Annotated in this window: 23 protein-coding genes; 10 read left to right on the top strand and 13 right to left on the bottom strand. The window is 70.9% G+C overall.

The features are described 5' to 3' along the window. Position 1 precedes the first annotated feature (1 nt). Positions 2–1168, top strand: coding sequence for an MFS transporter (locus ABJI51_RS23625; RefSeq protein ID WP_348953482.1), 1167 nt, complete (start codon positions 2–4; stop codon positions 1166–1168). Positions 1169–1211: 43 nt separating this feature from the next. Next, positions 1212–1745: a GNAT family N-acetyltransferase gene (locus tag ABJI51_RS23620; RefSeq protein WP_348953481.1), complete on the top strand. Its 534-nt coding sequence runs from the start codon at positions 1212–1214 to the stop codon at positions 1743–1745. On the opposite strand, the gene ABJI51_RS23615 is transcribed toward ABJI51_RS23620, so the two are convergent. Continuing rightward, positions 1735–2199, bottom strand: coding sequence for a nitroreductase family deazaflavin-dependent oxidoreductase (locus ABJI51_RS23615; RefSeq protein WP_348953550.1), 465 nt, complete (start codon positions 2197–2199; stop codon positions 1735–1737). The genes ABJI51_RS23620 and ABJI51_RS23615 overlap by 11 nt on opposite strands. Positions 2200–2254: 55 nt before the next feature. Between ABJI51_RS23615 and ABJI51_RS23610 the strand changes: the two genes are divergently transcribed. The 3 genes from ABJI51_RS23610 to ABJI51_RS23600 all read left to right on the top strand — a co-directional run bounded on the left by ABJI51_RS23610 (position 2255) and on the right by ABJI51_RS23600 (position 3680). After that, on the top strand, positions 2255–2887 hold the full coding sequence (locus ABJI51_RS23610) for a class I SAM-dependent methyltransferase (protein WP_348953480.1): 633 nt from the start codon (positions 2255–2257) through the stop codon (positions 2885–2887). A gap of 95 nt (positions 2888–2982) precedes the next feature. Continuing rightward, positions 2983–3462 (top strand): DUF2975 domain-containing protein, encoded by a 480-nt coding sequence (locus ABJI51_RS23605; RefSeq protein ID WP_348953479.1) that lies wholly within the window; start codon positions 2983–2985, stop codon positions 3460–3462. Further along, positions 3462–3680 (top strand): helix-turn-helix domain-containing protein, encoded by a 219-nt coding sequence (locus ABJI51_RS23600; protein WP_348953478.1) that lies wholly within the window; start codon positions 3462–3464, stop codon positions 3678–3680. Before ABJI51_RS23605 ends, ABJI51_RS23600 begins: the two co-directional genes overlap by 1 nt. Positions 3681–3713: 33 nt before the next feature. On the opposite strand, the gene ABJI51_RS23595 is transcribed toward ABJI51_RS23600, so the two are convergent. Both ABJI51_RS23595 and ABJI51_RS23590 read right to left on the bottom strand, forming a co-directional pair. Beyond that, positions 3714–8576 (bottom strand): phospholipase A2, encoded by a 4863-nt coding sequence (locus ABJI51_RS23595; protein ID WP_348953477.1) that lies wholly within the window; start codon positions 8574–8576, stop codon positions 3714–3716. A gap of 239 nt (positions 8577–8815) precedes the next feature. Continuing rightward, on the bottom strand, positions 8816–9298 hold the full coding sequence (locus tag ABJI51_RS23590) for a MarR family winged helix-turn-helix transcriptional regulator (protein ID WP_348953475.1): 483 nt from the start codon (positions 9296–9298) through the stop codon (positions 8816–8818). A gap of 92 nt (positions 9299–9390) precedes the next feature. Here ABJI51_RS23590 and ABJI51_RS23585 point away from each other — a divergent pair, with 92 nt between their 5' ends. Both ABJI51_RS23585 and ABJI51_RS23580 read left to right on the top strand, forming a co-directional pair. Next, positions 9391–9825: a RidA family protein gene (locus ABJI51_RS23585; protein WP_348953474.1), complete on the top strand. Its 435-nt coding sequence runs from the start codon at positions 9391–9393 to the stop codon at positions 9823–9825. A 161-nt stretch (positions 9826–9986) separates the two neighbouring features. After that, positions 9987–10787: a glycoside hydrolase family 25 domain-containing protein gene (locus ABJI51_RS23580; RefSeq protein WP_348953473.1), complete on the top strand. Its 801-nt coding sequence runs from the start codon at positions 9987–9989 to the stop codon at positions 10785–10787. 3 nt (positions 10788–10790) lie between these two features. On the opposite strand, the gene pdxR is transcribed toward ABJI51_RS23580, so the two are convergent. Continuing rightward, positions 10791–12191, bottom strand: a complete 1401-nt coding sequence (pdxR, locus tag ABJI51_RS23575) for a MocR-like pyridoxine biosynthesis transcription factor PdxR (protein WP_348953471.1) — start codon at positions 12189–12191, stop codon at positions 10791–10793. A gap of 46 nt (positions 12192–12237) precedes the next feature. On the opposite strand from pdxR, the gene ABJI51_RS23570 reads away from it, so the two are divergent. After that, positions 12238–12693 carry a carboxymuconolactone decarboxylase family protein gene (locus ABJI51_RS23570; protein ID WP_348953469.1) on the top strand — a complete coding sequence of 152 codons (456 nt, stop codon included), beginning with the start codon at positions 12238–12240 and terminating at the stop codon, positions 12691–12693. A 93-nt stretch (positions 12694–12786) separates the two neighbouring features. Here ABJI51_RS23570 and ABJI51_RS23565 read toward each other — a convergent pair whose 3' ends face one another. Beyond that, positions 12787–14244: an MFS transporter gene (locus ABJI51_RS23565; protein ID WP_348953468.1), complete on the bottom strand. Its 1458-nt coding sequence runs from the start codon at positions 14242–14244 to the stop codon at positions 12787–12789. Between the two features lie 86 nt (positions 14245–14330). Here ABJI51_RS23565 and ABJI51_RS23560 point away from each other — a divergent pair, with 86 nt between their 5' ends. Beyond that, positions 14331–14705, top strand: coding sequence for a MarR family winged helix-turn-helix transcriptional regulator (locus tag ABJI51_RS23560; protein WP_348953467.1), 375 nt, complete (start codon positions 14331–14333; stop codon positions 14703–14705). A gap of 3 nt (positions 14706–14708) precedes the next feature. Here the strand turns inward: ABJI51_RS23560 and ABJI51_RS23555 are convergent, their stop codons facing one another. Then, a complete protein-coding gene (locus tag ABJI51_RS23555; protein ID WP_348953466.1) occupies positions 14709–15947 on the bottom strand; it encodes a S1C family serine protease in 1239 nt (412 codons plus the stop codon). Between the two features lie 186 nt (positions 15948–16133). Between ABJI51_RS23555 and ABJI51_RS23550 the strand changes: the two genes are divergently transcribed. Continuing rightward, complete coding sequence (locus ABJI51_RS23550; RefSeq protein ID WP_348953465.1) at positions 16134–16547, top strand: hypothetical protein; 414 nt, start codon at positions 16134–16136, stop codon at positions 16545–16547. 6 nt (positions 16548–16553) lie between these two features. On the opposite strand, the gene ABJI51_RS23545 is transcribed toward ABJI51_RS23550, so the two are convergent. Genes ABJI51_RS23545 through glyA form a run of 7 tightly spaced genes read right to left on the bottom strand, consistent with a single transcriptional unit; the run spans position 16554 to position 25576 of the window. Continuing rightward, a complete protein-coding gene (locus tag ABJI51_RS23545; protein WP_348953464.1) occupies positions 16554–18980 on the bottom strand; it encodes a GcvT family protein in 2427 nt (808 codons plus the stop codon). 10 nt (positions 18981–18990) lie between these two features. Beyond that, positions 18991–19833, bottom strand: a complete 843-nt coding sequence (gene purU / locus ABJI51_RS23540) for a formyltetrahydrofolate deformylase (RefSeq protein WP_348953463.1) — start codon at positions 19831–19833, stop codon at positions 18991–18993. Continuing rightward, on the bottom strand, positions 19830–20303 hold the full coding sequence (locus tag ABJI51_RS23535; protein ID WP_348953462.1) for a sarcosine oxidase subunit gamma: 474 nt from the start codon (positions 20301–20303) through the stop codon (positions 19830–19832). Before ABJI51_RS23535 ends, purU begins: the two co-directional genes overlap by 4 nt. Continuing rightward, complete coding sequence (locus ABJI51_RS23530) at positions 20293–22836, bottom strand: 2Fe-2S iron-sulfur cluster-binding protein (protein ID WP_348953461.1); 2544 nt, start codon at positions 22834–22836, stop codon at positions 20293–20295. Before ABJI51_RS23530 ends, ABJI51_RS23535 begins: the two co-directional genes overlap by 11 nt. Next, positions 22833–23111 (bottom strand): sarcosine oxidase subunit delta, encoded by a 279-nt coding sequence (locus tag ABJI51_RS23525; RefSeq protein ID WP_348953460.1) that lies wholly within the window; start codon positions 23109–23111, stop codon positions 22833–22835. The genes ABJI51_RS23530 and ABJI51_RS23525 overlap by 4 nt, the downstream gene beginning before the upstream one ends. 9 nt (positions 23112–23120) lie before the next feature. Then, complete coding sequence (locus ABJI51_RS23520) at positions 23121–24332, bottom strand: sarcosine oxidase subunit beta family protein (RefSeq protein ID WP_348953459.1); 1212 nt, start codon at positions 24330–24332, stop codon at positions 23121–23123. Continuing rightward, positions 24329–25576, bottom strand: a complete 1248-nt coding sequence (glyA, locus tag ABJI51_RS23515; RefSeq protein WP_348953458.1) for a serine hydroxymethyltransferase — start codon at positions 25574–25576, stop codon at positions 24329–24331. Before glyA ends, ABJI51_RS23520 begins: the two co-directional genes overlap by 4 nt. Positions 25577–25602 lie beyond the last annotated feature (26 nt).

The following is a 25602-nucleotide window of genomic DNA, read 5'->3' as shown; positions in this document are numbered from 1 at the left end:
CATGACCGATCTCCGCACCCGACCGCTTCCCCTGACCGCACTCCTCGCCCTGACGACCGCCGCGTTCGTCACCGTGCTCACCGAGGCGCTGCCCGCCGGTGTGCTGCCCGGGATGAGCGCCGGCCTCGGTGTCGGTGAATCCGCCGCGGGCCAGGCCGTGACGATCTACGCGCTCGGCACCGCCCTCACCGCGATCCCGCTCTCCGCGGCCACCGCGGCCTGGCGCCGCAAGCGCTTGCTGCTGGCCGGGGTCGCCGGGTTCGCCGTCGCCAACACCGTGACGGCCCTGTCGTCGGACTACGTCCTGACGATGGCCGCCCGGTTCGTCGCCGGTGTCGCCGCGGGTGTCGTCTGGGCACTGCTGGCCGGGTACGCGCGGCGGCTGGCGCCCGCGCACCTGCAGGGCAAGGCCATCGCGATCGTGATGACCGGCATCCCGCTGGCCCTGTCGCTGGGCATCCCCGCCGGGACGTTCCTCGGCGGCCTGCTCGGCTGGCGCTCGGCGTTCGCCGTGATGTCGGCGATCGCGGTCGTGCTCCTGGCCTGGATCACCGCCGCGGTCCCGGACCAGCCCGGGCAGACCGGCGCCCGCGTGCCCGTCCTGCGCACGCTGAGTGTGCCGGGTGTGCTCCCGGTGCTGGCCGTGACGCTGGTGTTCGTGCTCGCGCACACCGTGCTCTACACCTATGTCGCCGCGTTCCTCGGGCACGCCGGGATGGGCGGCGCGGTGGACGTCGTCCTGCTCGTGTTCGGCGTCGCGTCGATGGCCGGGATCTGGGCGGTCGGCGCGGTGATCGACCGCGCGCTGCGGACGCTGATGGTCCTCGCCACGATCCTGGTCGCGGTGGCCGCGGCGCTGCTGGCGGTGTTCGCGGGCAGTCCCGCCCTGGTCTACCTCGCCGTGGCGCTCTGGGGCCTGGGCTGGGGCGGCGTCCCGACACTGCTCCAGACGGCGGCCGGGAACGTCGGCGGCGAGGCCGCGGACAACGCGCAGGCCATGCTGGTCACGCTCTGGAACGCGGCGATGGCCGCGGGCGGCGTGGCGGGCGGTGTCCTGCTCGACGCCGCCGGGCCCGCGGCGTTCCCGTGGGCGCTGCTGCTGCTCCTGCTGCCGGTGCTCGCGGTGGTCCTCGGCGCCCGGCGGCACGGATTTCCGGCGCGGTCCTGAGTGGACGGGAACAATCCCCGGCCTTCCGGCGTAACGTCCGGGTATGGAGACCCCGTTGAGCACCGACCGTCTCGTGATCCGGGACTGGACGCCTGCCGACGCCGAAGCCGCGTTCGCGGTCTACGGCGCGGAGGACGTGACGCACTGGCTCACCCCCGCCATGGACCGCGTCGGCGACATCGGCGCGATGCGCTCGGTCCTGCACGCCTGGCAGGAGGCGCAGCCGAACCTGCCGCCGCCGCGGGGCCGCTGGGCCGTCGAGCGCAAGGAGGACGGCGCGGTGATCGGCGGCCTCGGCATCCGGCTGCTGCCGCCGTTCGAGGAGGACCTCGAACTCAGCTGGCAGCTGAATCCCGAGGTCTGGGGCCAGGGCTACGCGTCGGAAGCGGCGTCCGCGCTGATCGAGTGGGCGTTCACGCAGGACACCGAAGAGCTCTTCGCGGTCGCGCGGCCGAACAACACCCGCGCGATCGCCGTGGCGAAGCGGCTCGGGATGCGGTGGGTCGGCGAGACCGACAAGTACTACAACCTGCGGCTGCAGGTGTACCGGATCCGGCACACCGACCTCATCGGCTGACCGGCTCCAGCAGGAACACGCGGATCTCGCGGTGCGCGGCCCGCTCGGCGTAACGGTCGTAGGCGGGCCAGTACGCGGCCACCGCGTCCCACGTCTCCTGGCGCTCCCGGCCGGTCAGGAGCCGTCCGGTGACGTCGATCGTGCGCCCGTCCACGGTCGCCCGCGCCGCCGGGTGCGCCAGGAGGTTCGCCGACCACGCCGGGTGCGCTTCGCCGCCCCAGTTGGAGCCGATCACGACATAGCCGCCGCGTTCGACGTACAGCAGCGGGACCTGGCGGGGTTCGCCGCTGCGCCGTCCGGTCGTGGTGAGCAGCAGGGTCCGCAGCCCGACGGCCGCGCCGACCCCCAGCCGCCCGCCGCTGATCCGCAGCAGCACCCGGTCGGCGGGCACGAGCGCCCGCCCGAGCACCGCGAACGCGCGGCTCTTGCCGAGCCCGGCGAAGACTTTCCGCATCACGCGGGAATCCTAACGTCGCGCAGGCGGGCGCCGGTCTGGCAAGGTCGCGCTCATGACGCGTCCCGAAACGGCCGCCGAGGTGTTCGACGCCCTCGGCACGGACTACGAACACGCCTTCCGCACCGCCACCGCGCAGCGGGCGGCGCTCACCGACCTGCTCGCGGCCCTGCCCCCGGAGGCGAAGGTGCTCGACCTCGGCGCGGGCACCGGGCGGCCCACCGCGGAGCTGCTGGTCGCGGCGGGCCACGACGTCACCGGCTACGACGTCGCGCCGAAGATGGTCGAGATCGCCAGGGCCCAGGTGCCCGCCGCCCGGTTCGAGCACGGGGACATGCGCGAACTGTCCTTTCCGGACGGAACGTGGGACGCGATCACGGCGTTCTTCTCGATGCTGCAGCTGCCCCGCGCCGAGCAGGAGACGATGATCGGCCGGCTGGCGGCCTGGCTGAAGCCGGGCGGGCTGCTGCTGTTCGCGACCGTGCCCGCCGACGTCGACGGCGTCGACATCGTGTTCATGGGCCACCCGGTCCGGGCGAGCAGCTTCCCCGCCGAGGCGCTGGCCGATCGGCTGCGCGCGGCGGGCCTGGAGGTCGTCCGCGAGGACCAGGCGGAGTTCACGCCCGACCACCCGGACGCCGGCCCCGAGCCGCACGTCTACCTGACCGCTCGCAAGCCGATCGATTGACCGCGGAGTTCACCCCCGGCCACCCCGAACCGCACACCTGACCACCTGCAAGCCGATCGATTGACTTTCGATAGAAATCGAGCGATAGTCGGCACATGATAAGCGAGAAGTGGGCCGTCGCCGCGCTCCGGGTGTTCCTCGTCGTGCTCTTCGGCGTCCTCGTCGTGTTCCAGACGCTGTCGCTGCCGGGCGGGATCGCCTACCACACGCAGCAGAACCCGCACGACGCGAACCTGCGCTGGCCGCTGACCGCGATCGCGGTGTTCCTGGTGCTGTGCGTGCAGGCGGTGCTCGTCGCGACCTGGAAGCTGCTGACCCTGGTCAAGAAGGACCGGATCTTCACCAGCGCGTCCCTGAAGTGGGTCGACGTCATCGTCTGGGCGGTGGCCGCGGCGTGGCTGGTGTTCGCCGGCCTGCTGGTGTTCGTCGGGATCAACGCCGACGACCCCGGCATGCCGATGGTGCTGTTCCTGGTGACGGTCGGCATCACCGTGATCGGGCTGCTGATGGTGGTCATGCGCGCGCTGCTGCGCCAGGCCACCACGCTGCGGTCCGACCTGGAAGGGGTCATCTGATGCCGATCGTCGTGCGCATCGACGTCGAGCTGGCCAAGCGCAAGATGAGTGTCGGGGAGTTCGCGGAGAAGGTCGGCCTGACCCCGGCGAACGTCGCGGTGCTGAAGAACGGCCGCGCGAAGGCGGTCCGGTTCAGCACGCTGGAGGCGATGTGCCGCGTGCTCGGCTGCCAGCCCGGCGACCTGCTGGAGTGGGTCGACGGCGAAGACGAACCCTAGGCACACCCCCGCAGGTGGCCGGGTGCCCACCGCTCAGTGCCCGCCCGCGTTCCACGCGTCCTGGGCGAAGTTCTCCACCGCCAAGGAATAAGTGCTGGCCAGCGCGTAACAGCTGCCCCGTTGCCACCAGCTCTGCCCGTCGCACATCCGGCGCAGGTCCCAGTACATCGTGGCGTTGATGCGGTGGAACCAGGGCTGGCTGTCGAGGCCGGCCGTGTAGTGGTTGCGGTAGCCGAAGTCGTGGCGCATGCAGTACGGGCGGAAGTTGAACGCCAGCGGGAAATCGGCCCAGGTGCCGGGCACCCCCGGTACCGAGCAGCCGTCGGTCGACCAGTCGAAGTGGTAGAGGCTCCAGTAGTCGTTGTTGCGGGCGAAGGCCCACTTCGCGTAGCTGTCCGACGTCGGCCCGGTGAAGTCGACGTACACGCTGGCGAAGTTGGGCCATGCCTTCGCCGTCTTCCAGTCCGAGACCGTCTCCCCGGCCAGGTTGTGGGCGATGACCCGGAAGTCGAAGTCCTGGAACGGCAGCAGCGAGGTCTCCGGCACTTCGGCGAAGTAGCTGCTGGTCCCCGGGTTCGCGATGATCGGGGCGTAGGTGTTCACCCAGACGTTGGACGTCGACGGGCCCCGGTGCTGCAGCTGGAAGTACAGCCCGTCGGAGTAGGGGCTTTCCCATTCCGTGCGCACCATCCCGGTCCGCGCGATCGGGAACGCCCGCATCGTCGGTTTCGCGGGCAGCGGTGGCAGGGGCCGGGCGCTGACGGTGTTCGAGAACCCGCTCTGCCCGGCCGCGTTCGCCGCCGTCACCTTGTACTCGATCGTGAAGCCGTTCCACTGTCCGGTGTGGACGAACGAGGTGCCGTAGACCGGCTTCGGGTGATACAGCCACGCGCTCTGTCCCTGCGGGCGGTAGTACACCCAGTAGTACACGTTCGGCGACGGGCTGGCGTTCCACGACAGCGACACCTGCCGGTCGCCCGCCACCGCGGTCAGGCCCGACGGCGCGGCCGGGACCGGCAGGAACGGTGTCGCCGACACCGTGTTCGAGAACCCGCTCTGCCCGCCGAGGTTCGCCGCGGTGACCTTGTACTCCACGCTGAAGCCGTTGAACAGCGGCTTGTGCACAAAGGACGTTCCGCGCACCGGCGTCGCCACGTTGTACCAGGCCGACTGGCCCTGCGGCCGAAAGTAGACCCAGTAGTAGACGTCCGGCGTCGGGCTGGCGTTCCACGACAGGGTCACCTGGGAGTTGCCCGCGGTGGCCCGCAGGTTCGACGGCGCCGACGGCGGTGGCGGCACCGGGGTCGCCGCGACCACATTGGACGGTGCGCTTTCCCCGGCGACATTGTTGCCGAAGACCCGGAACTCGTACCGGTGGCCGTTGGTGAGCGACCGCACCGTCACCGCGTAGGCGTTGATGCCCGCGGGACCCTGCGTCCAGCCCTGCTGCCCGGCCGTGGTGTCGCGGTACTCGACCCGGAACGCGGTCGCGTGCTCGGCGCCCTGCCAGCCGAGGCCGACCTCGCCGTTGCCCGCGATCGCCGTCAGCGACGGCGCCGCCGGGACCGGCGGCAGCGGCCGCGCGCTCGCCACCGGTGTCGTCCTGCTGTCCCCTGCCCAGTTCGTCGTCGCGACCTTGACCTCGTAGGTGTGCCCGTTGGTCAGCGGCGACAGGGTTGCCGTGGTCCCGCTGAACGGCACCGAAAGCTTGCGGAACGACTCCCCGGTGCTCGCGTCGCGGTAGTAGACCCAGTAGTAGACGTCCGATGTCGTGCTCGCGGTCCAGTTGACGACGATCTGGCCGTTGCCGGGGGTGAGCCGGAGGTTGGTCGGCGGCGCCGGGAGCCCGCCGTGCGCGGTCACGGAGACGGTGTTCGACGGCGCACCGAGCCCGCCCGCGTTCTCCGCCCGCACCTGGAACTCGTAGACGTGGCTGTCCTGCAGCCCTTCCCAGCTCGCCGAGGTCTGGTCGGTCGGGTAGAGGGCCTTGGTGAAGGCGGTCTCGCCCGCGGTGACGTCCCGCCGGTACATCCAGTAGTACATGTTCGGCCCGGCGGAGTCCCACGCGAGGTCGACGCTGCCGTCGCCGGCCGCGATGCCGGTGAGGTTGCCGGGCGCGCCCGGCACCGCCACGCTCGCCACGGCGCCGACGACGTCGGAGTCGGGGCCGTCGCCTGCCAGGTTCGTCGCGGCGACCTTGAAGTCGTACCGGTGCCCGTTCGTCAGCAGGCCGACGGTCGTCGACGGCTCGGCCGACGGGTACGGGAGCTTGGTGTACGCCCCGCCCGCCGTGCTGTCGCGGTAGTAAACCCAGTAGTAGACGGCGTTCTGCGCGGTCCAGGTCAGCTTGACCGTGCCGTCGGCCTGCGGGGCCGCGGCCAGGCCGGTGACCTTGGCGGGCAGCGGCGGCAGCGGCTTGGCCGTCACGACCGCGCTGGCGGCGCCCTCCCCGCCCGCGTTGACGGCGGAGACCTTGAACTCGTAGGCGTGCCCGTTGGCCAGCAGCCCGAGTGTCGCGGTCGTGCCGTCGGTGATCGGGTACTGGGCCTGGGTGAAGTTCGTTTCCCCGGCGGTGGTGTCGCGGTAGTAGATCCAGTACCAGAGATCGGGTCCCGGCGCCGTCCACGACAGCGAGACCTGCCCGTCGCCGGGCGTGGCGGTCAGCCCGGTGGGGGCCGGCGGCTTGTCGTAGCGGGCCGTCGCCCTCGCGGGCGCGCTGACCGGGCCGTCGCCGCCGGCGTTGATCGCGGCGACCTGGAATTCGTACTCGTGGCCCGCCATCAGGTAGCCGGGACGGAAGGAAGTCCCGTCGGTGATGGGGTATTCGAGCTTGGTGAACGCGGTTTCCCCCGCGGTGACGTCCCGCTGGTAGATCCAGTACCAGAGGTTGTCCCCCGGCGACGGCGCCGTCCACTGCAGGCTCACCGAGCCGTCGTTGTTCGCCGTGGCCGTCAGCCCGGACGGCGCGCCCGGCTTGTCGTAGCGGATGGTGGCGCGGGCAGGCGCGCTGCGCGGCCCTTCGCCGCCGGCGTTGATCGCGGACACGGCGAACTCGTACTCGTGGCCGTTGAGGAAGCCGCCCGGCTTCGCCGTCGTCCCGTCGGTGACCGGGTAGGTCATCTGCGTGAAGTTCGTTTCGCCCGCGGTGACGTCGCGTTCGTAGATCCAGTACCAGTTGCGGCCCGGCGGTGCCGACCAGGACAGCTGGACGGCGCCGAGGCCGTCCGCCGTGGCGGTCAGCCCGCCCGGCGCGAGCGGCTTGTCGTACCGGGCGGTGGCCTGGACCAGGTTGCTCGGCCCGCTCTCGCCACCGCCGTTGCTCGCGGTCACCTTGAACTCGTAGACGTGCTGGCTGGCCAGGTCCGGCGCGGTCGCGGACGTGGCGAGCGGATCCGGCACGGCCACCGGTGTGAAGTCGGTCTGCCCGGCGGTGACGTCCCGCAGGTACACCGAATAGCGCGCGGTGACACCGACCGGGGCCCAGGTCAGGGCGACCCCGCCCGCGCCGTTCGCGGTGGCCTGCAGGTTCGCCGGTGCCGGTGGCGGCTCGACGTGGACGGTCACGCTCGCCACGGCGCTCGCCGGTCCTTCACCCGCGCTGTTCACGGCGGCGACCTTGAATTCGTAGGTCACCCCGTCTTCGAGGAAGCCGAGATCGGTGGTCGTGGCGGTGTAGCTCGCCGGCATCCGGCTGAAGTAGGTCTGGCCGTGCGTGACGTCGCGGCGGTAGAGGCGGTAGGACGTCGCGCCGGTCACCGGCTGCCAGGACACGGTGACGGGGCTGCCCGTGCCGGTCAGCGTCAGGCCGGTCGGCGCGGCGGGTCCCGTTCCCGGGGCCGACGGCGGCCAGGCGACCTCGGTGAAACGGGCCCGGTAGATCCGGGCGTCGGCGAAGTTCTGGGCGTTGTCGAGCGAGTTGACGTTGTAGGAGATCAGCAGCTTGCCGTTCGCGGCCAGCTCGGGATGGGTACGCGGGTCGTAGATCTGCTGCTGCTTGCCGTTGCCGGGCTCGGGTGCGTCGAACAGGTACCGCGGCGCGTCGAACGGGCCGGTGGGCGCGGGCGCGACGTGCGCGACGATCGACGGCGAGAACGGGGTGTCGGCGTCCTGCGTGACCAGCACGTACTGCGAGCCGATCTTGTCGACGGAGAACGCCGTTCCGACGCCGCTCAGCAGGCGGGTGGACGCGCTTTCGCTCGACGACCAGCCGGTGCCGGTCCAGAACTCCCAGGCACCGGACAGCCCGAGCGGCGTCCGGGCGAGGTGGGCGAACTTCAGCGAGCCGGCGGACTCGGTGCCGTACACGTAGGTGTAGCCGCCGTCGTCCAGCACGGCGGAACCCCAGCCGATCGTGGTGCCGAGGGGCAGCGGCTGGACGCTCGACACGGTGAGGGCGGGCAGCGCGAAGGTGACCAGGGCGGTTCCGGCGAGCGTGAAGTCGAGCGGGCCGTCACCCGTGCGGTGGTAGCGGTTGTAGAACACCTTGAGCGCGCCGCCCGCGACCGTGCCGTCGCCGACCCAGTACATGTCCGCGGGGTCGGTGGCTTCGACCACGGCCTTCGGCGCCGACGCGGTGCCGCCGTAAATGGTCTGGGTCGGTGCGGTCCCGTCCTGCACGACGATGGTGTTGTGCACCATGGGCGTGCCCGGCGGCCGGGAGAAGTCCGGGTTGACGGTGCCGAGGAAGGTGTCGGAGAACAGCCAGGCGATCCGCCCGTCCGGCAGCGGCACCGACGTCGTGCTGTCGGCCCCGGTCCAGTGCCCGCCCTGGTTGCCGTAGGTGGCGAACATGGTGGTGAGCTCGGCCGCCGACATCGTCGCCGGCACCGCCGCGGCGGCGGGCCGGGCGACCGGCGTGCCGAGGCCGAGAACCAGCAGCAGCGGCAGGAGGAGCATCCGGAATCTGCGTGCGGACCGTCGAGAACCCACCGTCGTCCCCCCAGTTCGTCCACCGCCGCAGCGGAAGTTCCGGGAGCATACGTTCGGCACACTTCCGTCCACCAGGGACCGAACGGCCTAACGGAGCATTGTGGACAACCACCCGGCCCGCGTGGTCTGCCGCGGCTTGTCGTGAGTGGTAATTCGGGTTAGAACCCTCATTACCACTCACGACACGGTGGGTCCGCGGACTTGGGCTAGGCCAGGTCGGTGGGGCGCACCCGGAGCTTGGCGGCGATGCGGGCCAGCGCCTGCTGGTCGGCCGCGGTGAGCGGGTCGAGCACGTCCAGCACCGTGCGGACGTGCACCGGCGCGGCCGCGACCACCTTCTCGAAACCGGCGTCGGTCAGCGCGACCAGGGTGTAGCGGCCGTCCTCGGGGTCGGGTGAGCGCCGCACCCAGCCACGCTGCTCGAAGCGTTTGACCACATTGGACAGCCGGGACAGGGAACCGTTGGCCAGGTAGGCCAGTTCGCTCATCCGCAGGCGGCGCCCGGGCGCCTCGGAGACGTGGCTGAGCGTGAGGTACTCGAAGAGCGTCAGGCCCGCTTCGCGGTGCAGCGGCGCCTCGAGCCGTCCCGGCAGCAGCAGGATGAGCGAGACCAGGCCGGTCCAGGCTTCCTTTTCGGCAGCGTTGAGCCAGCGTGGCTGCTCCACGCCTGCTCCGCCGCCCGTGCTCATGACGGCACCATAACCCACCACCCATGACTTCACGTTTGAAGTAAATCCGTGCTACCTTGACTTCAAGCGTGAAGTAAACCGAAGGGATCCCCATGACCGCGCCGCAGTTCTTCGTCACCCCGGGCTACGGCCCCCGCCACCTCGACGCCCTGCACTACACCCAGGCCGTCCGGATCGGCGACCGCGTCGAAATCTCGGGACAGGGCGGCTGGGACGACGACACCGTCTTCCCCGCGGCCCTCGAGGACGAGATCGTCCGTGCCTTCGACAACGTCGAGCGCACGCTCGCCACCGCCGGCGCCAGCTGGGCCGACGTCGTCGCGGTGGATTCGTTCCACGTTCCCACCGCCGGGGACACCATCGGCGACGACCACACCCGCGTCATGGTCGAGCAGTTCCGCAAGCGCATGGGCGAGCGCGCCCCGATCTGGACCCAGCTCGGCGTCGCGGCGCTGGGCGCGCCGGGAATGCGCGTCGAAATCCGCGTCACGGCGATCACCGGGCAGAATACGACTCCGGCCGGGTGAGCCCGCCGTCACCGCCGGTGCATGAATTCGCGGTGAAGGAATTGCGCGGTGGGCCGTTTTGGTGACGGGCAATGCTTTCTCCGCCGTTTTCGCTTGACCGCCATCCCACGGGGGTAACTGCACGATGGCGGATCGCGAAGGCACCGAACGGAGAAGGAACCGTGCGCACGATGTACGACGCGGTGACGGCCGCGAACATCCCCGCCGATGCCGGAATGGTCGCGGGATACATCGACCGGATCAAGCTGGAACCCTGGTCGGCGGCGGACTGGGCGCGGTTTCCCCGTGCCGTCAAGGTCACCATTGTCAAGAAGGCGTCCACCGACGCCGGCCACGTCCTGGACGTCGAGCCGGGCGACGCGACGCCGGCCGAGGCGCCCGGCTGGGTGCGGATGCGCCGCGCGGCGGGCGCCGACCCGACGGTCTACTGCAACCTCTCGACCTGGCCGTCGGTGCGGTCGGCGTTCTCCTACGCCGGGGTCGCGCAGCCGCACTACTGGATCGCGCACTACGACGGCGATCCCGCCATTCCCGACGGCGCGGTCGCCAAGCAGTACCTGGGAAACGTCGCTCCCGGCTACGACGTCTCGTCCGTCGTCGACTACTGGCCGGGCGTGGACGACGCCGGTTCCGCCTCGACTGGAGTGGAGATCATGGAGCGCATCACCGTCACCCCGCCGAACGCCGACCAGAACGCGGTCCGGGTGTTCTTGTCCGGCAGCCCGGGCGCGGCCGTCGTCATCCGGCCGCGCCTCGGCGGTGACGGCTTTTCGAAGCCGATGTGGATCGGGGACATCTTCGCGTGGGGCAGCGACCACCAGGGCGTCGGCCACAACCCCACGCAAACTCCTGGCTACAACAACAAACTGACCTCACACCGGCGTTACGACCTGCCGGGCGCAGTGTGGGCGGACATCAACTACAGCTCCACCGACCCCTTCGAAATCGACATCGTCGGATAGCGCTCACGCCGGCGGCAGCGCACGGCAGAGTGCGTCGAGCGCCGCGGCATAGGCGTGCTCGGGCGGCGTCGCATATCCGACGACCAGGCCGTCCATTGTGGACATCGTGCTGTCCGGGTGGCGGAAACCGGCGAGGCCGTCGAGCGCAAGTCCTTGCCAGGCCGCGGCTTTCAGCGCGGCCCGTTCCGTGCCCGGCGGCAGGCGCAGCACGGCGTGCAGGCCGGCGGCGATGCCGGTGGGGGTCACGTGCGGTGCCCGCTCGGCGAGGGTCGCGACGAGCTGGTCGCGCCGGCGGCGGTAGCGCTGCCGCATCCGGCGGAGGTGACGGTCGTACGCACCCGCGGTGATGAACTCGGCGAGCGTGAGCTGGTCGAGCACACCCGCCCACGCCTCGCGCTCGCCCTTCACCGCCAGCACGGGGTCGACGAGCCGCTCCGGCAGCACCAGCCAGCCGAGCCGCAGCGCCGGGGACAGGCTCTTGCTGACCGAGCCGACGTAGACGACGTGCTCGGGGTCGAGCCCCTGGACCGCCCCGACGGGCTTGCGGTCGTAGCGGAATTCGCCGTCGTAGTCGTCCTCGATGAGCAGGCCACCGGTGGCGCGGACGTGCCCGACGACCGCGGCCCGGCGGTCGTGGTGCAGCGGGCCGCCGGTCGGGAACTGGTGCGCGGGCGTCAGCAGCACGAGCGGCTCGGCCAGCTCCTCGACGCGTGCGCCGTTTTCGTCCAGGGCAAGGGGAATAGTGCGGACGTTCGCGGCGGCGAAGATCGCGCGGTGGAACGCGAGGCCGTAGGACTCGACGGCGAGCGGGCCGGGCAGCACGGCCGGGAACAGCAGCCGCAGGGCGTGCGCGAACCCGGAGCACACGACGATCCGCTCCGGCGACGTCCGCACGCCGCGGGCCCGCGCGAGGTACTGCGCCAGCGCTTCCCGCAGTTCGCGGCGGCCGCGCGGATCACCGGGCCCGAAGGCGTCGTGCGGGGCGACGTTCAGCGCGCGACGCGCGGCGGCGAGCCATTCGGTGCGCGGGAACGACGTCGCGTCGGGCTGGCCCTGCCGGAGGTTGTGCACCGGCCGCGGCGACCCGGGCGCCTTCTTCGGCGTCCGCACGGGCGCGAGCGGTTCGGCACGTTCGGCGACCCGGGTGCCGGAGCCCTGCACGGCGGTGAGCCAGCCCTCGGCGACCAGCTCGGCGTAGGCGTCGGCCACGGTGTTGCGGGCCAGCCCGAGGTCGGCGGCCAGCGAGCGGTAGGGCGGCAGCCGCGTCCCGGGAGCGAGCCGCCCGGCCCGGACGGCGTCCCGCAGCGCGACGATCAGCGCGGCCCGCCTGCCCCGGCCGTCCCCCAGCTCCAGATGCAGGTCGGCGCCGAGCCGCTCCCCCGAATTGACCCACGATTCCGGCACGGAAATGCACCCTACACGGGGGTCAACCGGCCCCTAGGTTTGTGTCATGACGAACCGAGTGAACTTCGCCAAGACCGCCCCGAAGGCCTTCAAGGCCCTGATCGGCTTCGACGCCGCCGCCCGCGCCGGCCTCGACCCCGCGCTGGTCGAACTGGTCCAGATCCGCGCGTCCCAGCTCAACCGCTGCGCGTACTGCCTCCACATGCACACCTCCGACGCCCGCAAGGCAGGCGAAAGCGAGGAGCGGCTGCACATGGTGGCGGTGTGGCACGAGGCCACGAACTTCTTCAGCAAGAAGGAGCAGGCGGCGCTGGCCCTGACCGAAGCGGTCACGCTGATCTCCGGCGGCGTCCCCGACGACGTCTACGCCCGCGCCGCCGCGGAGTTCGGCGAGGAGGAACTAGCCCAGCTGCTCGCGCTGATCTTCACGATCAACACGTGGAACCGCATCGCCATCGCGACGGCGAAGGTGCCGGGCACCGACGAGCGGGTCGCCCGCTGACCCGCCCGGACGCGGTGGGCCCGCAAAAGACGGCGCCCCAAGGTGGCCTTCGGTGCATCCAGCGCACCGAAGGCCACCTTGGGATCTCCCGGTTCAGTCGGCGAGGGCCAGCAGGTCCCCTTCGGCGACCGGCTCCTCGGCGGTCCGCTTCCGGGCCACCAGGCCACTGATCGCCACGAGCAGTCCGAGCACCGCGATGCCGGTGACCACGCTCAGCGCCGGTGTCAGGCCGGTCAGCAGTGCCGCCGGGGAGGCCTCGCGGCCGCCGTTGGCGGTCAGGACCGCCGTCACCACCGCCAGGCCGATTGCGCCGCCCACCTGGAGGGACGTGTTCAGGAGGCCGCCCGCCAGGCCCTGCTCGTCGTCCGCGATGCCGGCCGTGGCCTGGATGTTCAGCGACGAGAACGCCAGCGTGAAGCCGATGCCGAGCAGGATCATGCTCGGCAGCACGCTGCCCGCGTATCCCGAGTGCTCGTCGATGCGCAGGAACAGCGCATAGCCGATGACGTGCGCGACGACGCCCGCGAAGATCGTGCGCGGCGTGCCGAGCCGGTCGATCAGCGGCTCGATGCGCGGTGAGCCGAACGCCACGATCAGCGCCGCCGGCAGGAAGCCGAGTGCCGTCTGCAGGGCCGACCAGCCCAGCACCCGCTGCAGGTACAGCATCACCACGAACTGGAATCCGATGTACGCGCCGAAGAACAGCGCGCCGCCGAGGTTGGCGCGGGCCAGCGGGCCGGACCGGAAGATGCCCAGCCGCAGCAGCGGGTGGCGGCTGCGCTTCTCGATGAGGACGAACGTCACCAGCAGCGCGGCCGCCACGACGAACGTGATCAGCGTGCGCGGCGCCGCCCAGCCCACCTCCGGGGCCTCGACCACGCCGAACACCAGCAGCAGCGAGCCCGCCGCACCGGTGATCGCGCCGGGGAAGTCGTAGCCGCCGGTCTGCTCGGCGCGGTAGGACGGGATCAGCTTCCACGCCGCGACCAGCGCGACCAGGGCGATCGGCGCGGGCAGCAGGAACGTCCAGCGCCAGCCGACCTCGGTCAGCAGCCCGGAGAACACGAGACCGGCGGAGTAACCGCTGGCGCCGAACACGGCGAAGATGCTGATCGCCTTGTTGCGGGCCGGGCCCTCCTGGAACGTCGTGGTGATGATGGACAGCGCGGCCGGCGCGGTGAAGGCGGCGGCCAGGCCCTTGACGAAGCGGCTCGCGATGAGCAGGGCACCGTCGTCGACGAGCCCGCCGAGCAGCGACGCCAGCGCGAACACCGCGACGGCGGTGAGGAAGACGCGGCGGCGGCCGAGCAGGTCGGCGGTGCGCCCGCCGAGCAGCAGCAGCCCGCCGTAGCCCAGCACGTACCCGCTGACGACCCATTGCAGTGCGCTGGTGGACAGGCCGAGGTCGGCCTGGATGGCGGGCAGCGCGACCCCGACCATCGACACGTCGAGCGCGTCGAGACCGATGACGATCGACACGGTGAGCAGGACACCCCAGAGACGTGCGTCCCACCGGGTTGAAGTGGTGGACAAGGACACGGAAGAGCTCATGGCGGCGACAGTACATGCACGCGCATCTAATGTCTACGCATTTAATGAACTTGCATCTGATGCCTGTGCATGCTAAGTTGGTCGCCGTGAGCGACGTCGCCGAGCAGGCATTGGTGCAGGAGTGGCGCGAGCTGCTGGCGCGCTACTCGGCGGTGTTCAGCACGCTCGAGTGCCGCCTGCAGGAGCGCCACGGAATCGGCGCGAACGAGTTCGAGGCCCTGGAACGCCTGGCGACCTGCGACTTCAAGTGCCGCTCCGCCGACCTGACCGAAGCGGTCCACCTCAGCCAGAGCGCGACGTCCCGCCTGGTCGCCCGCCTGGAGAAGGAGGGCCTGGTCGAGCGGGCCCTGTGCGAGATGGACCGGCGCGGCATCTTCGTCACCATCACCGACGCGGGCCGGGAACGCTACCTCGCGGCGAAGCAGACGCACCGCGAGGTGCTCAACGAAACCCTGCGCTGACCCTCAGCCCACCGGGCCTTCGATGGCCTTGACCTGAACCTGCCGCTGCCCACCCGAGGCGTCCACCACCGTCAGCGTCAGCTCGTCGCCCGGATGATGGGTGTCCATCACCGCGGTCAACGCCGTCGCCGAGCCGGTCGCCCGGCCGTCGATCGCCGTGATGACGTCGCCCGCCGCCAGGCCCGCCCGCTGGCCCGGGCCGCGCGGGACCACCTGGCGGATCCGGGCGCCGCCCTGGCCGTCCGACACCGAGACGCCGATGAACGCCGTCTTGCCGATGTGGATCTTGTCCGACGCGGTGCCCGCCACGATCCGGTGGGCGATGTCGACGGCCTTGTTGATCGGGATCGCGAAGCCCTGGCCGCCCGCGCCGCTGCGGCGGCCGTTCAGCTGGTAGCCGGTGGACGCGGCGGTGTTGACGCCGATCACCTGCGCGTCCGCGTTGACGAGCGGGCCGCCCGAGTCGCCCGACTGGATGTCCGCCCGCACCTGGATCACGCCGGTGAGCTGCTCGGACGACCCGGTCGACTCGTCCGACGCGGTGATCGACTGGTCCAGCGCGGCGACCGTGCCCGGCGCGGGCACCGGGTCGCCGCCGCGGCCGCCGGCGTTGCCGAGGCCGAGGATCTGGTCGCCCACCTGGACGGCCGACGAGTCGCCGATGACCGCGGTCGGCAGCCCGGACGCACCCTCCAGCCGCAGCACCGCGACGTCCTCGCTGCGGTCGTAGCCGACGACCTCGGCGCGGTAGGTCCGGCCGGTGCCGATGCTGGTGGCCTTGATGCTGGTCGCCCCGGCGACGACGTGGTTGTTGGTGAGCACCTCGCCGTCCGCGGTCAGCACGATGCCCGTGCCCGCGGCGGCCGCGCCCTGCAGGCCGAGCTGCGAGGTGATGTTGACGATGGCCGGGTTGACCTTGGCCGACACGGCGTCGACGTCGAGGACCGTCCTGGCGGTCTGCGGCTGCCCGGAGAAGCCGAAGTTCTGGTTGCCCGCGACGGGACTGTTCGACGCCGAGATGAGGTGCCCGATCCCGAGCCCGGCGACGACGGCCAGCGCAATGGCGACGACGGTGACGGTCAGCGCGCGCAGCGGGTGCCGCCTGGGTGGCGGCGGCGGTGGCTCGTACGCGGGGTAGCCGTACATCGGCTGGGTGTACTGCGGCGGCGGGTACGGCTGACCCCACTGGTCGCGGGGCTGGTCGTAGTACCCGCCCTGCGGTCCTCGGTCGTACTCGCTCATGCACAGCTCCAACCCTCGGCGTGCGTCCGGCACGTCCAGGAAACTCCTGTTTCCTGAGAAAATCCTTGTCCGGTTCGATGGAGTTGCTATGAATGTCGCAGTGGCGCGAAGCGCCTCCGTTGAGGGCGGCGGCGGGGAGGAAGGTGGATATACCCGTCGTGGACCGGGTCCCGTTAGTTTCCGGTTATGACCCGCGTCACCGTCCTCCTCGCTGCCGCTCTCCTCACCGCCGGTTGCTCGACGACCGGCGGGACGCCCTCGCCCGCCCCGGCGACGACGACGTCGGCCAGTTCCCCGGCCAGCTCCCCGGCCGGGGAGCCGCACCGGCTGGTCTTCGCCGTCACCGGCACGGCGGTCATCACCACGCTGACCTGCACCATCGACGGCAAAGCGACCGAAGAGAAGAACGTGAAGCTGCCGTGGAACCGCACCTTCACGTTCCCGCCCCACACGGGCAAGCACACCTACGACGTCGTCCTCAAGTACACGAACGGGGACGTGAGCGCCACGGCCACGATCGACGGGCAGCCGTGGGGCAGCAGCCGGGGCAGCGGTGACGGCCCGTCGACCCTGTCGCTCAACGGCGACTTCAGCGACTGACCGCCGTCACCGCCGGATCCGCTCCATGCCCGGGTCGACCAGCGGCTCGGCGGCCACCGTCGCGGCGACCCGGCGGCCGAAGTACTCGATCTCGACGCTGCTGCCCACGCCCACCGACGCCGGCAGCCACGCGTACGCGATCGGGCGGCCGACCGTGTAGCCGTAGGCCGCGCTCGTGACGTACCCCGCCGCGACGCCGTCGGCGAACACCGGTTCCTTGCCCAGCACCACCGTGCGGCCGTCGTCGATGGTCAGGCAGCGCAGCCGCCGCGGCGACGGACGGCTCTCCAGTGCGTCCCGGCCCAGGAACGGTCCCTTGGCCGGGCGCACCGCGAACCCGAGACCGGCCTCCTCCGGCGTGTGCTCGGTCGTCATGTCGGTGCCCCACAGGCGGTAGCCCTTCTCCAGCCGCAGGCTGTTGAACGCCGCCCGCCCGGCCGCGATGACGCCGAGCGGCTGCCCCGCCGCCCAAAGTGCGTCCCACAGCCGCAGGCCGTTGTCCGCGCTCGTGTAGATCTCCCAGCCGAGTTCGCCCACATAGGACAGTCGCATCGCGGTCACCGGAACCCCGGCGATGCGCGCCTTCCGTGCCCGGAAGTACTTGAGACCGGCGTTCGAGAAGTCCTCATGCGACAGTGGCTGCACGAGGTCCCGCGCCAGCGGCCCCCACACGCCAAGGCAGCACGTCCCGCCGGTGACGTCCCGGACCCGCACCCCGGGCGGCGCGTGCTTGACGAAGTGGTCGACGTCGATGCCGCCGTTGATCCCGACCTGGAACACCTCCGGCTCCAGCCGCGCCACCGTGACGTCGCTGCGGACGCCGCCGGCGTTGTCCAGCATCAGGGTGTACGTCACCGAACCCACCGACTTGTCCAGCTGGTTCGTCGTCAGCGACTGCAGGAACTCCAGCGATCCCGGCCCGCTGATCTCCACCCGCTTCAGCGGGGTCATGTCGTACAGCGCGACGCCGTTGCGCGTGTGCCACGCCTCGGCCGCCGCGATCGGTGAGTGGAACTGGGCCGACCACGCGTCCCGCGCCGGCGGCAGCCAGTCGTGCGGCAGCTTCTTGAGCAGCGGCGCGTTGGCTTCGAACCAGTGTGGCCGCTCCCAGCCACCCGCCTCCAGGAACACCGCGCCCAGGTCCCGCTGCCGGGCGTGGAACGGCGTCACCCGCAGGTCGCGCGGGGACAGCTTGGGCTGCAACGGGTGCAGGATGTCGTAGACCTCGACGAAGTTCTGCTGTGCCGTCTCGCTCACATAGGACGGTGCAAGCTGGACCTCCTCGAAGCGGTGAACGTCGATGTCGTGCGTGTCCACTTCGGAATGTCCGGTGACGATCAGTTCGGCGACGGCCTTGGCGATACCCGCGGAGTGCGTCACCCAGATCGCTTCGGCGAGCCAGAACCCGCGGACGTCGGCCGACTCGCCGACCAGTGACTGGCCGTCCGGGGTGAAGGAGAAGATCCCGTTGAAGCCCTCCTCCACTTTGGTCTGCCGCAGCGCGGGCAGCAGCAGCTTGCTCTGCTCCCACGACGGCGCGAAGTCGTCCTCGGTGAACGGCAGCATCGACGGCATGGCCGTGTCCGTCACCGCGGGATCCAAAGTGGACTCCTCGACCGGCATCGGCCGGTGTGCGTAGGACCCGATGCCGAGCCGGTCGACGTGCTCGCGGAAGTACAGGTCCTGGTCCTGGTGACGCAGGATCGGCAGGCTCGCCTCGGCCTCCTCGGTGTTGCGCCCCACCAGCTCGGCGACCTGCCCGGTCTTCACGTACTGGTGGGCCAGCGGCAGCAGCGGGACGTCCATGCCGGCCATCGCCCCGATCGACCGGCCCCAGAACCCCGCGCACGAGACGACGACGTCGGCCGGGACGTCACCCTGGTCGGTCCGGACACCGGTGACGCGCCCGTGTTCCTGCAGGATGCCGGTGACGCGGGTGCCGCCGGCGAACCGGGCGCCGCGCGAGGTCGCCCGCGCGGCCAGCACCTCCACCGCCTTCGCCGCGCGCGCCAGTCCGTCGGTCGGGACGTACAGCGCGCCGAAGATCCGCGAGCCGTCGAGCAGCGGCCAGCGCCGGACGCACTCCCCGGCGTCGATCAGCTGTCCCTCGACGCCCCACGACGTCGCCCAGCCGTGCTTGCGCTTGAGGTCCTCCCAGCGGGCCGGGGTGGTCGCGACCTCCATGCCGCCGACCTGCTGGAAGCAGTCCAGGGACAGGAGTTTCTCGACGGTGTAGCGCGCGAAGTCCGTCATGGCCTTGGACGCGTTGGTCTGGAACACCAGGCCGGGCGCGTGCGAGGTGGACCCGCCGGTGCGCGGCAGCGGGCCCTGGTCGAGCACGGTGACGTCGGTCCAGCCGCGGGCGGTCAGCTCGTCGGCCAGGTTCGCGCCGACGATGCCGGCGCCGATGATCACGACCTTCGGTGCGGTCATGGCGGAACTCCTATCGGAAGACGACGGTGCTGTTGCCGTTGAGCAGGACGCGGCGTTCGCAGTGCCAGCGGACCGCGCGGGACAGGGCGAGGGCTTCGGCGTCGCGGCCGACGGTCACCAGCTCGCGCGGCGAGTACGTGTGGTCGACGCGCTGGACCTCCTGCTCGATGATCGGGCCCTCGTCGAGGTCGGGGGTGACGTAGTGCGCGGTGGCGCCGACGTACTTGACGCCGCGGTCGTAGGCCTGGTGGTAGGGCTTGGCGCCCTTGAACCCGGGCAGGAACGAGTGGTGGATGTTGATCGCGCGGCCTTCCAGCTTCCGGCAGAGCGCGTCGGAGAGCACCTGCATGTACCGCGCGAGCACGACGAGGTCCGCTTCGTACTCCCCGACGAGGTCGAGCAGCCGCTGCTCGGCCTCCGGCTTCGTCTCCGGCGTGACCGGGACGTGCACGAACGGCACGCCCGCGGCCTCGGCCATCGGGCGCAGGTCCTCGTGGTTGGACACGACGACGGCGATGTCCGCGCCGAGGCTGCCCGCGCGCCAGCGGAAGAGCAGGTCGTTGAGGCAGTGCCCGAACTTCGAGACCATGACGAGGATCCGTGGCGGGGTCCCGTCGGAGAACTCGAACTCCATCGCGAAGTCCCCGGCCACCGGGGCGAACGAACGGGTCAGATCGTCCACTGTGGTCTTTTCCGCGCACCGGAACGAGGTGCGCAGGAACAGCGAGCCGCGGACGTCGTCGTCGAACTGCTGGTGCTCGACGATGTCGCAGCCCTGTCCCACCAGGAACGTGGTGACGGCGTGCACGATCCCGGCGCGTTCCGGGCACTTGAGGGTCAGGGTGAAGGTCATGCGGCGTACTCCAGGCTCGCGTCGGCCAGCCAGGCCTTGAGGTAGTCCGAAAAGGACTGGCGCACCAGGATGGTAAACCCCTCTTCCCGGACCATGAGCACGATCCCGGTCCGGGCGAGCAGCGTCTGCACGCACGTCCCCGGCGGCGCCACTTCCAGGTCGATCGAGCACCCGTGCGCCAGCACGTCGGCGGCGTGCTTCCCCTCCAGCCGCACGACGACGCGCTGCCCCGACACATCCACGACAGCGTCACTTTCACGTGAAAGTGCCGCCTCCAGGTCGCCACTTTCACGGGAAAGTGGCGGGCCCAGCACGAGGTACTCGTCGGGGCCCATCCAGAGGATGTCGACGCCGTTGCCGCTGGTGTAGGTGCACGGTTCCGGCAGGGCGACGCCGAGCAGCGTGCCGCCGTCGCGGAGGCGGACGGTGAGCTGGGTGCGGACCGGTTCCTCGGTCATCTCAACCGTCACGGCGGGCTCCTTCCTTGTCGAAGAGCACGGATTCGGTCACGGTCACCGGCACCACCTGGTCGCCGACGGGCACGTACAGCGTTTCGCCGATCCGCTCGCGGCCGGAGCGCACCAGGGCGAGGGCGAACGTGCGGCCGAGTGCGGCGCTGTCGTAGCTGGAGGTGACGTGGCCGAGCATCCGCACCGGCGGTTCGGGGACCACTTCGGACTCGATGATCTGCGCGCCTTCGGGCAGCAGCACCGACGGGTCCTGCGGCAGCAGGCCGACGAAGTGCTTGCGGTCCGGACGGCGGTTCTCGGCGCGGGCGAAGGAGCGCTTGCCGATGAAGTCGGCCTTCTTCTTCGACACCACCCAGGACATCCCGAGGTCGTGCGGGGTGACCGTGCCGTCGGTGTCCTGGCCGATGATCGGGTAGCCCTTCTCGGCCCGCAGGATGTGCATGGTTTCGGTGCCGTACGGCGTGGCCCCCTGGTCCACTATGGACTGCCAGAGCGCGGGCCCCTGCCACGACGGGACGTTGATCTCGTAGGCCAGCTCACCGGAGAAGCTGATCCGGCAGACGCGCGCGGCGATCCCGGCGACCTCGGCGTCCTGCCAGGTCATGAACCCGAACGCCTCGTTGCGCACGTCCAGCCCCGGTGCCAGGCGGCCGAGTACCTCCCGCGAGCGCGGCCCGACCAGCGGGATCGTGGCCCAGTGCTCGGTGACCGACGTCGCGTAGACCTGCCGGTGCGGCCACTCCGTCTGGAGCCACTCCTCCATCCAGTCGAGGATCTTCGCCGCGTTGCCGGTCGTCGTGGTGACCAGGAACCGGTTCTCGGCGACGCGGATGACCGTGCCGTCGTCGATCACCATGCCGTCCACCCCGCACATCACGCCGTAGCGGATCCGGCCGACCTTGAGGGTGCTCATCAGGTTCGTGTAGAGCATGTCGAGGAACCAGCCGGCGTCCGGGCCCTGGACGTCGATCTTGCCCAAAGTGGACCCGTCCATGACGGCGACGTCCGTGCGTGCCGCGCGGCATTCGCGCTGGACGGCGTCGTGCATCGTCTCGCCGGGACGCGGGTAGTACCACGGCCGCTTCCACTGCCCGACGTTCTCGAACACCGCACCGTGCTCGACGTGCCACGGGTGGATCGTGGTGACCCGCACGGGATCGTGCAGCTCGCCGCGGTTCCGCCCGGCCAGCGCGGCGAACGACACCGGCGTGTAGGGCGGCCGGAACGTCGTCGGACGGCGGTCGGCGAGGTCGGCACCCAGTGCCTCCGCGGTGATGCCCGCGGCGAGCATGCCGGACGTCCGGCCCTGGTCGTGCGCGGTGCCGATGGTGGTGTAGCGCTTGACGTGCTCCAGCGAGGTCAGCCCGGCACCGGTCGCGCGCAGGACGTCGGACACCGTGGCGTCGCGCTGCTGGTCGACGAACCGCGTGTCCACTTCGGACTCCGGGGCGGGCACCTGCCAGAGCACCTTGGTCTCCGGCAGGCCCTCGCCCGCGGCAGCCCCGACGACCGTCACGTTCGGCAGGCGGCCGTCCGGGACGTACGCGCCGAGCCCGGCGTCGTACCGCAGTGTGCCGCGGGCCTGGCTGTAGAGGTGCACGGCCGGGTTCCAGCCGCCGGACACGAGCAGCAGGTCGCACTCGACGCGCTCCCCCTGCAGTTCGCCCAGTTTCGCGATGTGCGCCGCGGTGATGTGCCCGTCGGCGCCGCCGTCGGTGCCGATGACGCCGTATCCCTCACGCGCGTCGACGATCCGCACGATCTCGGCTCCGGCGCGGGCCAGGTCGGCGGCGGCGTCGAGCGCGGAGTCGTTGGTGGTGAACACGATCACCCGGCGTCCGGCCAGGACGCCGTAGCGGTTCAGGTAGGTCCGGGCGGCCGAGGCGAGCATGATGCCGGGACGGTCGTTGTCCGGGAACACGATCGGCCGCTCGTGGGCACCGGTGGCGAGGACGATCCGCTTCGCCCGGATCCGCCACACCCGCTGCCGCGAAATCCGTTCCGGGGCCGCGGGTTCGCCCCGGCGTTCCAGCGCCAGCACGAATCCGTCGTCGTAGATGCCGAACGCCGTCGTGCGCGAAAGGAACCGGACACCGTCCGGAGCTTCGCCGCCGGGCTGGTCGTCGACGAGCAGAACACGGCCTTCCGCCGCCCGGGCCGCCGCGAGGCCCGCGGGCCCGGCGCCGACGACCAGGACATCGCAGTGGGCGTGCTTGGCGTCGTACCGCGCCGGGTCCGGTTCGGTGGCCAGCCGTCCCTGACCACGCAGGCCACGGGCCTCCAGGCCGTCGTACAACTCGACGGTCGTGGCGCTCAGCATCGGTTCGGGGAACGGCTTTTCGATCTGCACCAAGGCGTTCGGGTCCTCGACCCCGGCGCCGACGATGCCGCGCGGCCGTCCGTACTTGATGCTGGTGGCGACCCGGTGGATGCCGTTGGCCAGCAGCGCGGACGCCAGTGTGTCGCCGAGGTACCCGGTCAGCTCCCGGCCGTCGAAGGTGAACTTGAGCGGGATGCCGGACAGCCGGGTCACGGGATCACCGGCCGGGGCTCGTCGAGGCGGTAGACCGCCAGGAGGTCGTGGGTGCGGGTGTCGCGGACGGCGTTGAACCACCGGCGGCAGCCCGCCGAGTGGCTCCACCGCTCGGCGAACGGGCCGCTCGGGTTCTCGCGGAAGAAGACGAACTTCGCCCAGTCCTCATCGGACAGTGCGGCCGGGTCCGCCGGGTAAGCGACGTGGGCCTGGCCGCCGTAGTGGAACTCGGCTTCCTCACGGGGCCCGCACCACGGGCAAGGGATCAGTTGCATCGAAGTCTCCTAGTGCGCGACGGCGGCAGCGCCGTGCTCGTCGACGAGGGCACCGGTGGTGAACCGGTCCAAAGTGAACGGTTCGGCGTACTCGTGTGGCTTGCCGCGCGCGATGGTCTGCGCGAAGACGTCGCCGACGCCGGGGGTGGCCTTGAACCCGCCGGTCCCCCAGCCGCAGTTGAGGAACAGGTTCTCCACCGGGGTGAGCCCGATGATCGGCGAGGCGTCCGGGCTGACGTCGACGATGCCCGCCCACGTCCGCAGCAGGTGCGCCCGCGCGAACACGGGGAACAGCTCCAGTGCGGCCGCCATCTGCTGCTCGATGATGTGGAACGAGCCGCGCTGGCCGTAGCCGGTGTAGCTGTCGATTCCGGCGCCCATCACCAGTTCCCCCTTGTGTGCCTGGGAAACGTAGACGTGCACGGCGTTCGACATGACGACCGTCGGGTGGACCGGCTCCAGCAGCTCGGACACCAGCGCCTGCAACGGGTGCGACACCAGGGGCAGGTCCAGGCTCACCATCTTCGCGAGGACCGACGTGTGCCCGGCCGCACACAACGCGACCTTGCCCGCGGCGATCCGGCCACGGGACGTCTCGACGCCGGTCACCCGGTCGTCCACTGTGGATATTCCGGTGACCTCGCAGTTCTGGACGAGGTCCACGCCCATCGCGTGGGCGGCGCGCGCGAAACCCCAGGCCACGTAGTCGTGTTTCGCGATGCCCGCGCGGGGCTGGAAGGTCGCGCCGAGCACGGGATAGCGGACGTCCGGGGAGGTGTTGACGATCGGGCAGATCTCCTTGACGCCGTCGGCGTCCACCCACTCGGCGTCGATCCCGTTGAGCTTGTTGGCTTCGACGCGGCGGACGCTGTCGCGGACGTCCTGCAGGCTGTGCGCCAGGTTGAGCACCCCGCGCTGGCTGAACAGGATCGGGTAGCCGAGGTCCTCTTCGAGGCCTTCCCACAGCTTGAGGGAGTGCTCGTAGATGCCGGAGCTTTCGTCCCAGAGGTAGTTGGAGCGGATGATCGTGGTGTTGCGGGCCATGTTGCCGCCCGCGAGCCAGCCCTTCTCCAGCACGGCGACGTTCGTGATGCCCTGCTTGGCCAGGTAGTACGCGGTGGCCAGGCCGTGCCCGCCACCGCCGACGACGATGACGTCGTAGGCCTTCTTGGGTTCCGGATCGCGCCAGAGGAAGTCCGGGTGCTCCGGCAGGTCGGTCATCGGGTCTCCTCCGGGTACAGCGGGAACTGCGCGGCCAGTGCGGCGACGCGGGCCCTGAGCTTTTCGGCGTCGTAGCCCGGTTTGAGCGTCTCGGCGATGACGTCGGCGGCCTCGCGGAACTCGGCGTCGCCGAAGCCGCGGGTCGCCAGTGCCGGGGTCCCGATCCGCAGGCCGGAGGTCACCATCGGCGGCCGCGGGTCGAACGGGACGGCGTTGCGGTTGACCGTGATGCCGACTTCGTGCAGCCGGTCCTCGGCCTGCTTTCCGTCCAAATCGGACCGGCGAAGGTCCACCAGCACCAGGTGGACGTCGGTGCCGCCGGTCAGGACGTCGATGCCTTCCTCCAGCAGCCGCTCGGCGAGGATCTTCGCGCCGCGCAGGGTGCGCTGCTGGCGTTCGGCGAACGCCGGCTCGCCCGCCATCTTGAACGCGACGGCCTTGGCGGCGACGACGTGCTCCAGCGGGCCGCCCTGCTGGCCGGGGAACACCGCGGAGTTGACCTTCTTGGCCAGCGCGGGGTCGTCGGTGAGGACGACACCGCCGCGCGGGCCGCCGAGGGTCTTGTGCGTGGTGGTCGTCGTGACGTGGGCGTGCGGGACCGGCGACGGATGCAGGCCCGCCGCGACCAGCCCGGCGAAGTGGGCCATGTCGACCAGGAGGTACGCGCCCACTTCGTCGGCGATTTCCCGGAACCGCGCGAAGTCGAGGTGCCGCGGATAGGCCGACCAGCCGGCGATGATCAGCTTCGGCCGGTGCTCCTTCGCCAGCCGTTCGACTTCGGCCATGTCGACGCGGTAGTCCTTTTCGGACACTTCGTACGCGGCGACGTCGTAGAGCAGGCCGGAGAAGTTGATCCGCATGCCGTGTGTCAGGTGGCCGCCGTGGGCGAGCGAGAGGCCGAGGATCTTGTCGCCGGGCTTGATGAGCGCGGCCATGGCGGCGGCGTTGGCCTGCGCGCCCGAGTGCGGCTGGACGTTGGCGAACCCGGCGCCGAACAGCGCCTTGACGCGGTCGATGGCGAGCTGTTCGAGGACGTCGACGTGCTCGCAGCCGCCGTAGTAGCGACGTCCGGGGTAGCCCTCGGCGTACTTGTTGGTCAGCACCGAGCCCTGGGCCTGCAGGACACTCAGCGGCGCGAAGTTCTCCGACGCGATCATCTCCAGCGTCGTCCGCTGGCGGCGCAGCTCCGCGCCGATCGCTTCGGCGACCACGGGGTCGTATTCGGCCAAGGAGCGGTTGAGCATCGCAGTCCTTCCGTGGTCGACTTCTG

The organism is Amycolatopsis melonis, from assembly GCF_040064235.1.
GTDB lineage: Bacteria > Actinomycetota > Actinomycetes > Mycobacteriales > Pseudonocardiaceae > Amycolatopsis > Amycolatopsis melonis.
This window is presented reverse-complemented; position numbering and strand designations above follow the sequence as displayed.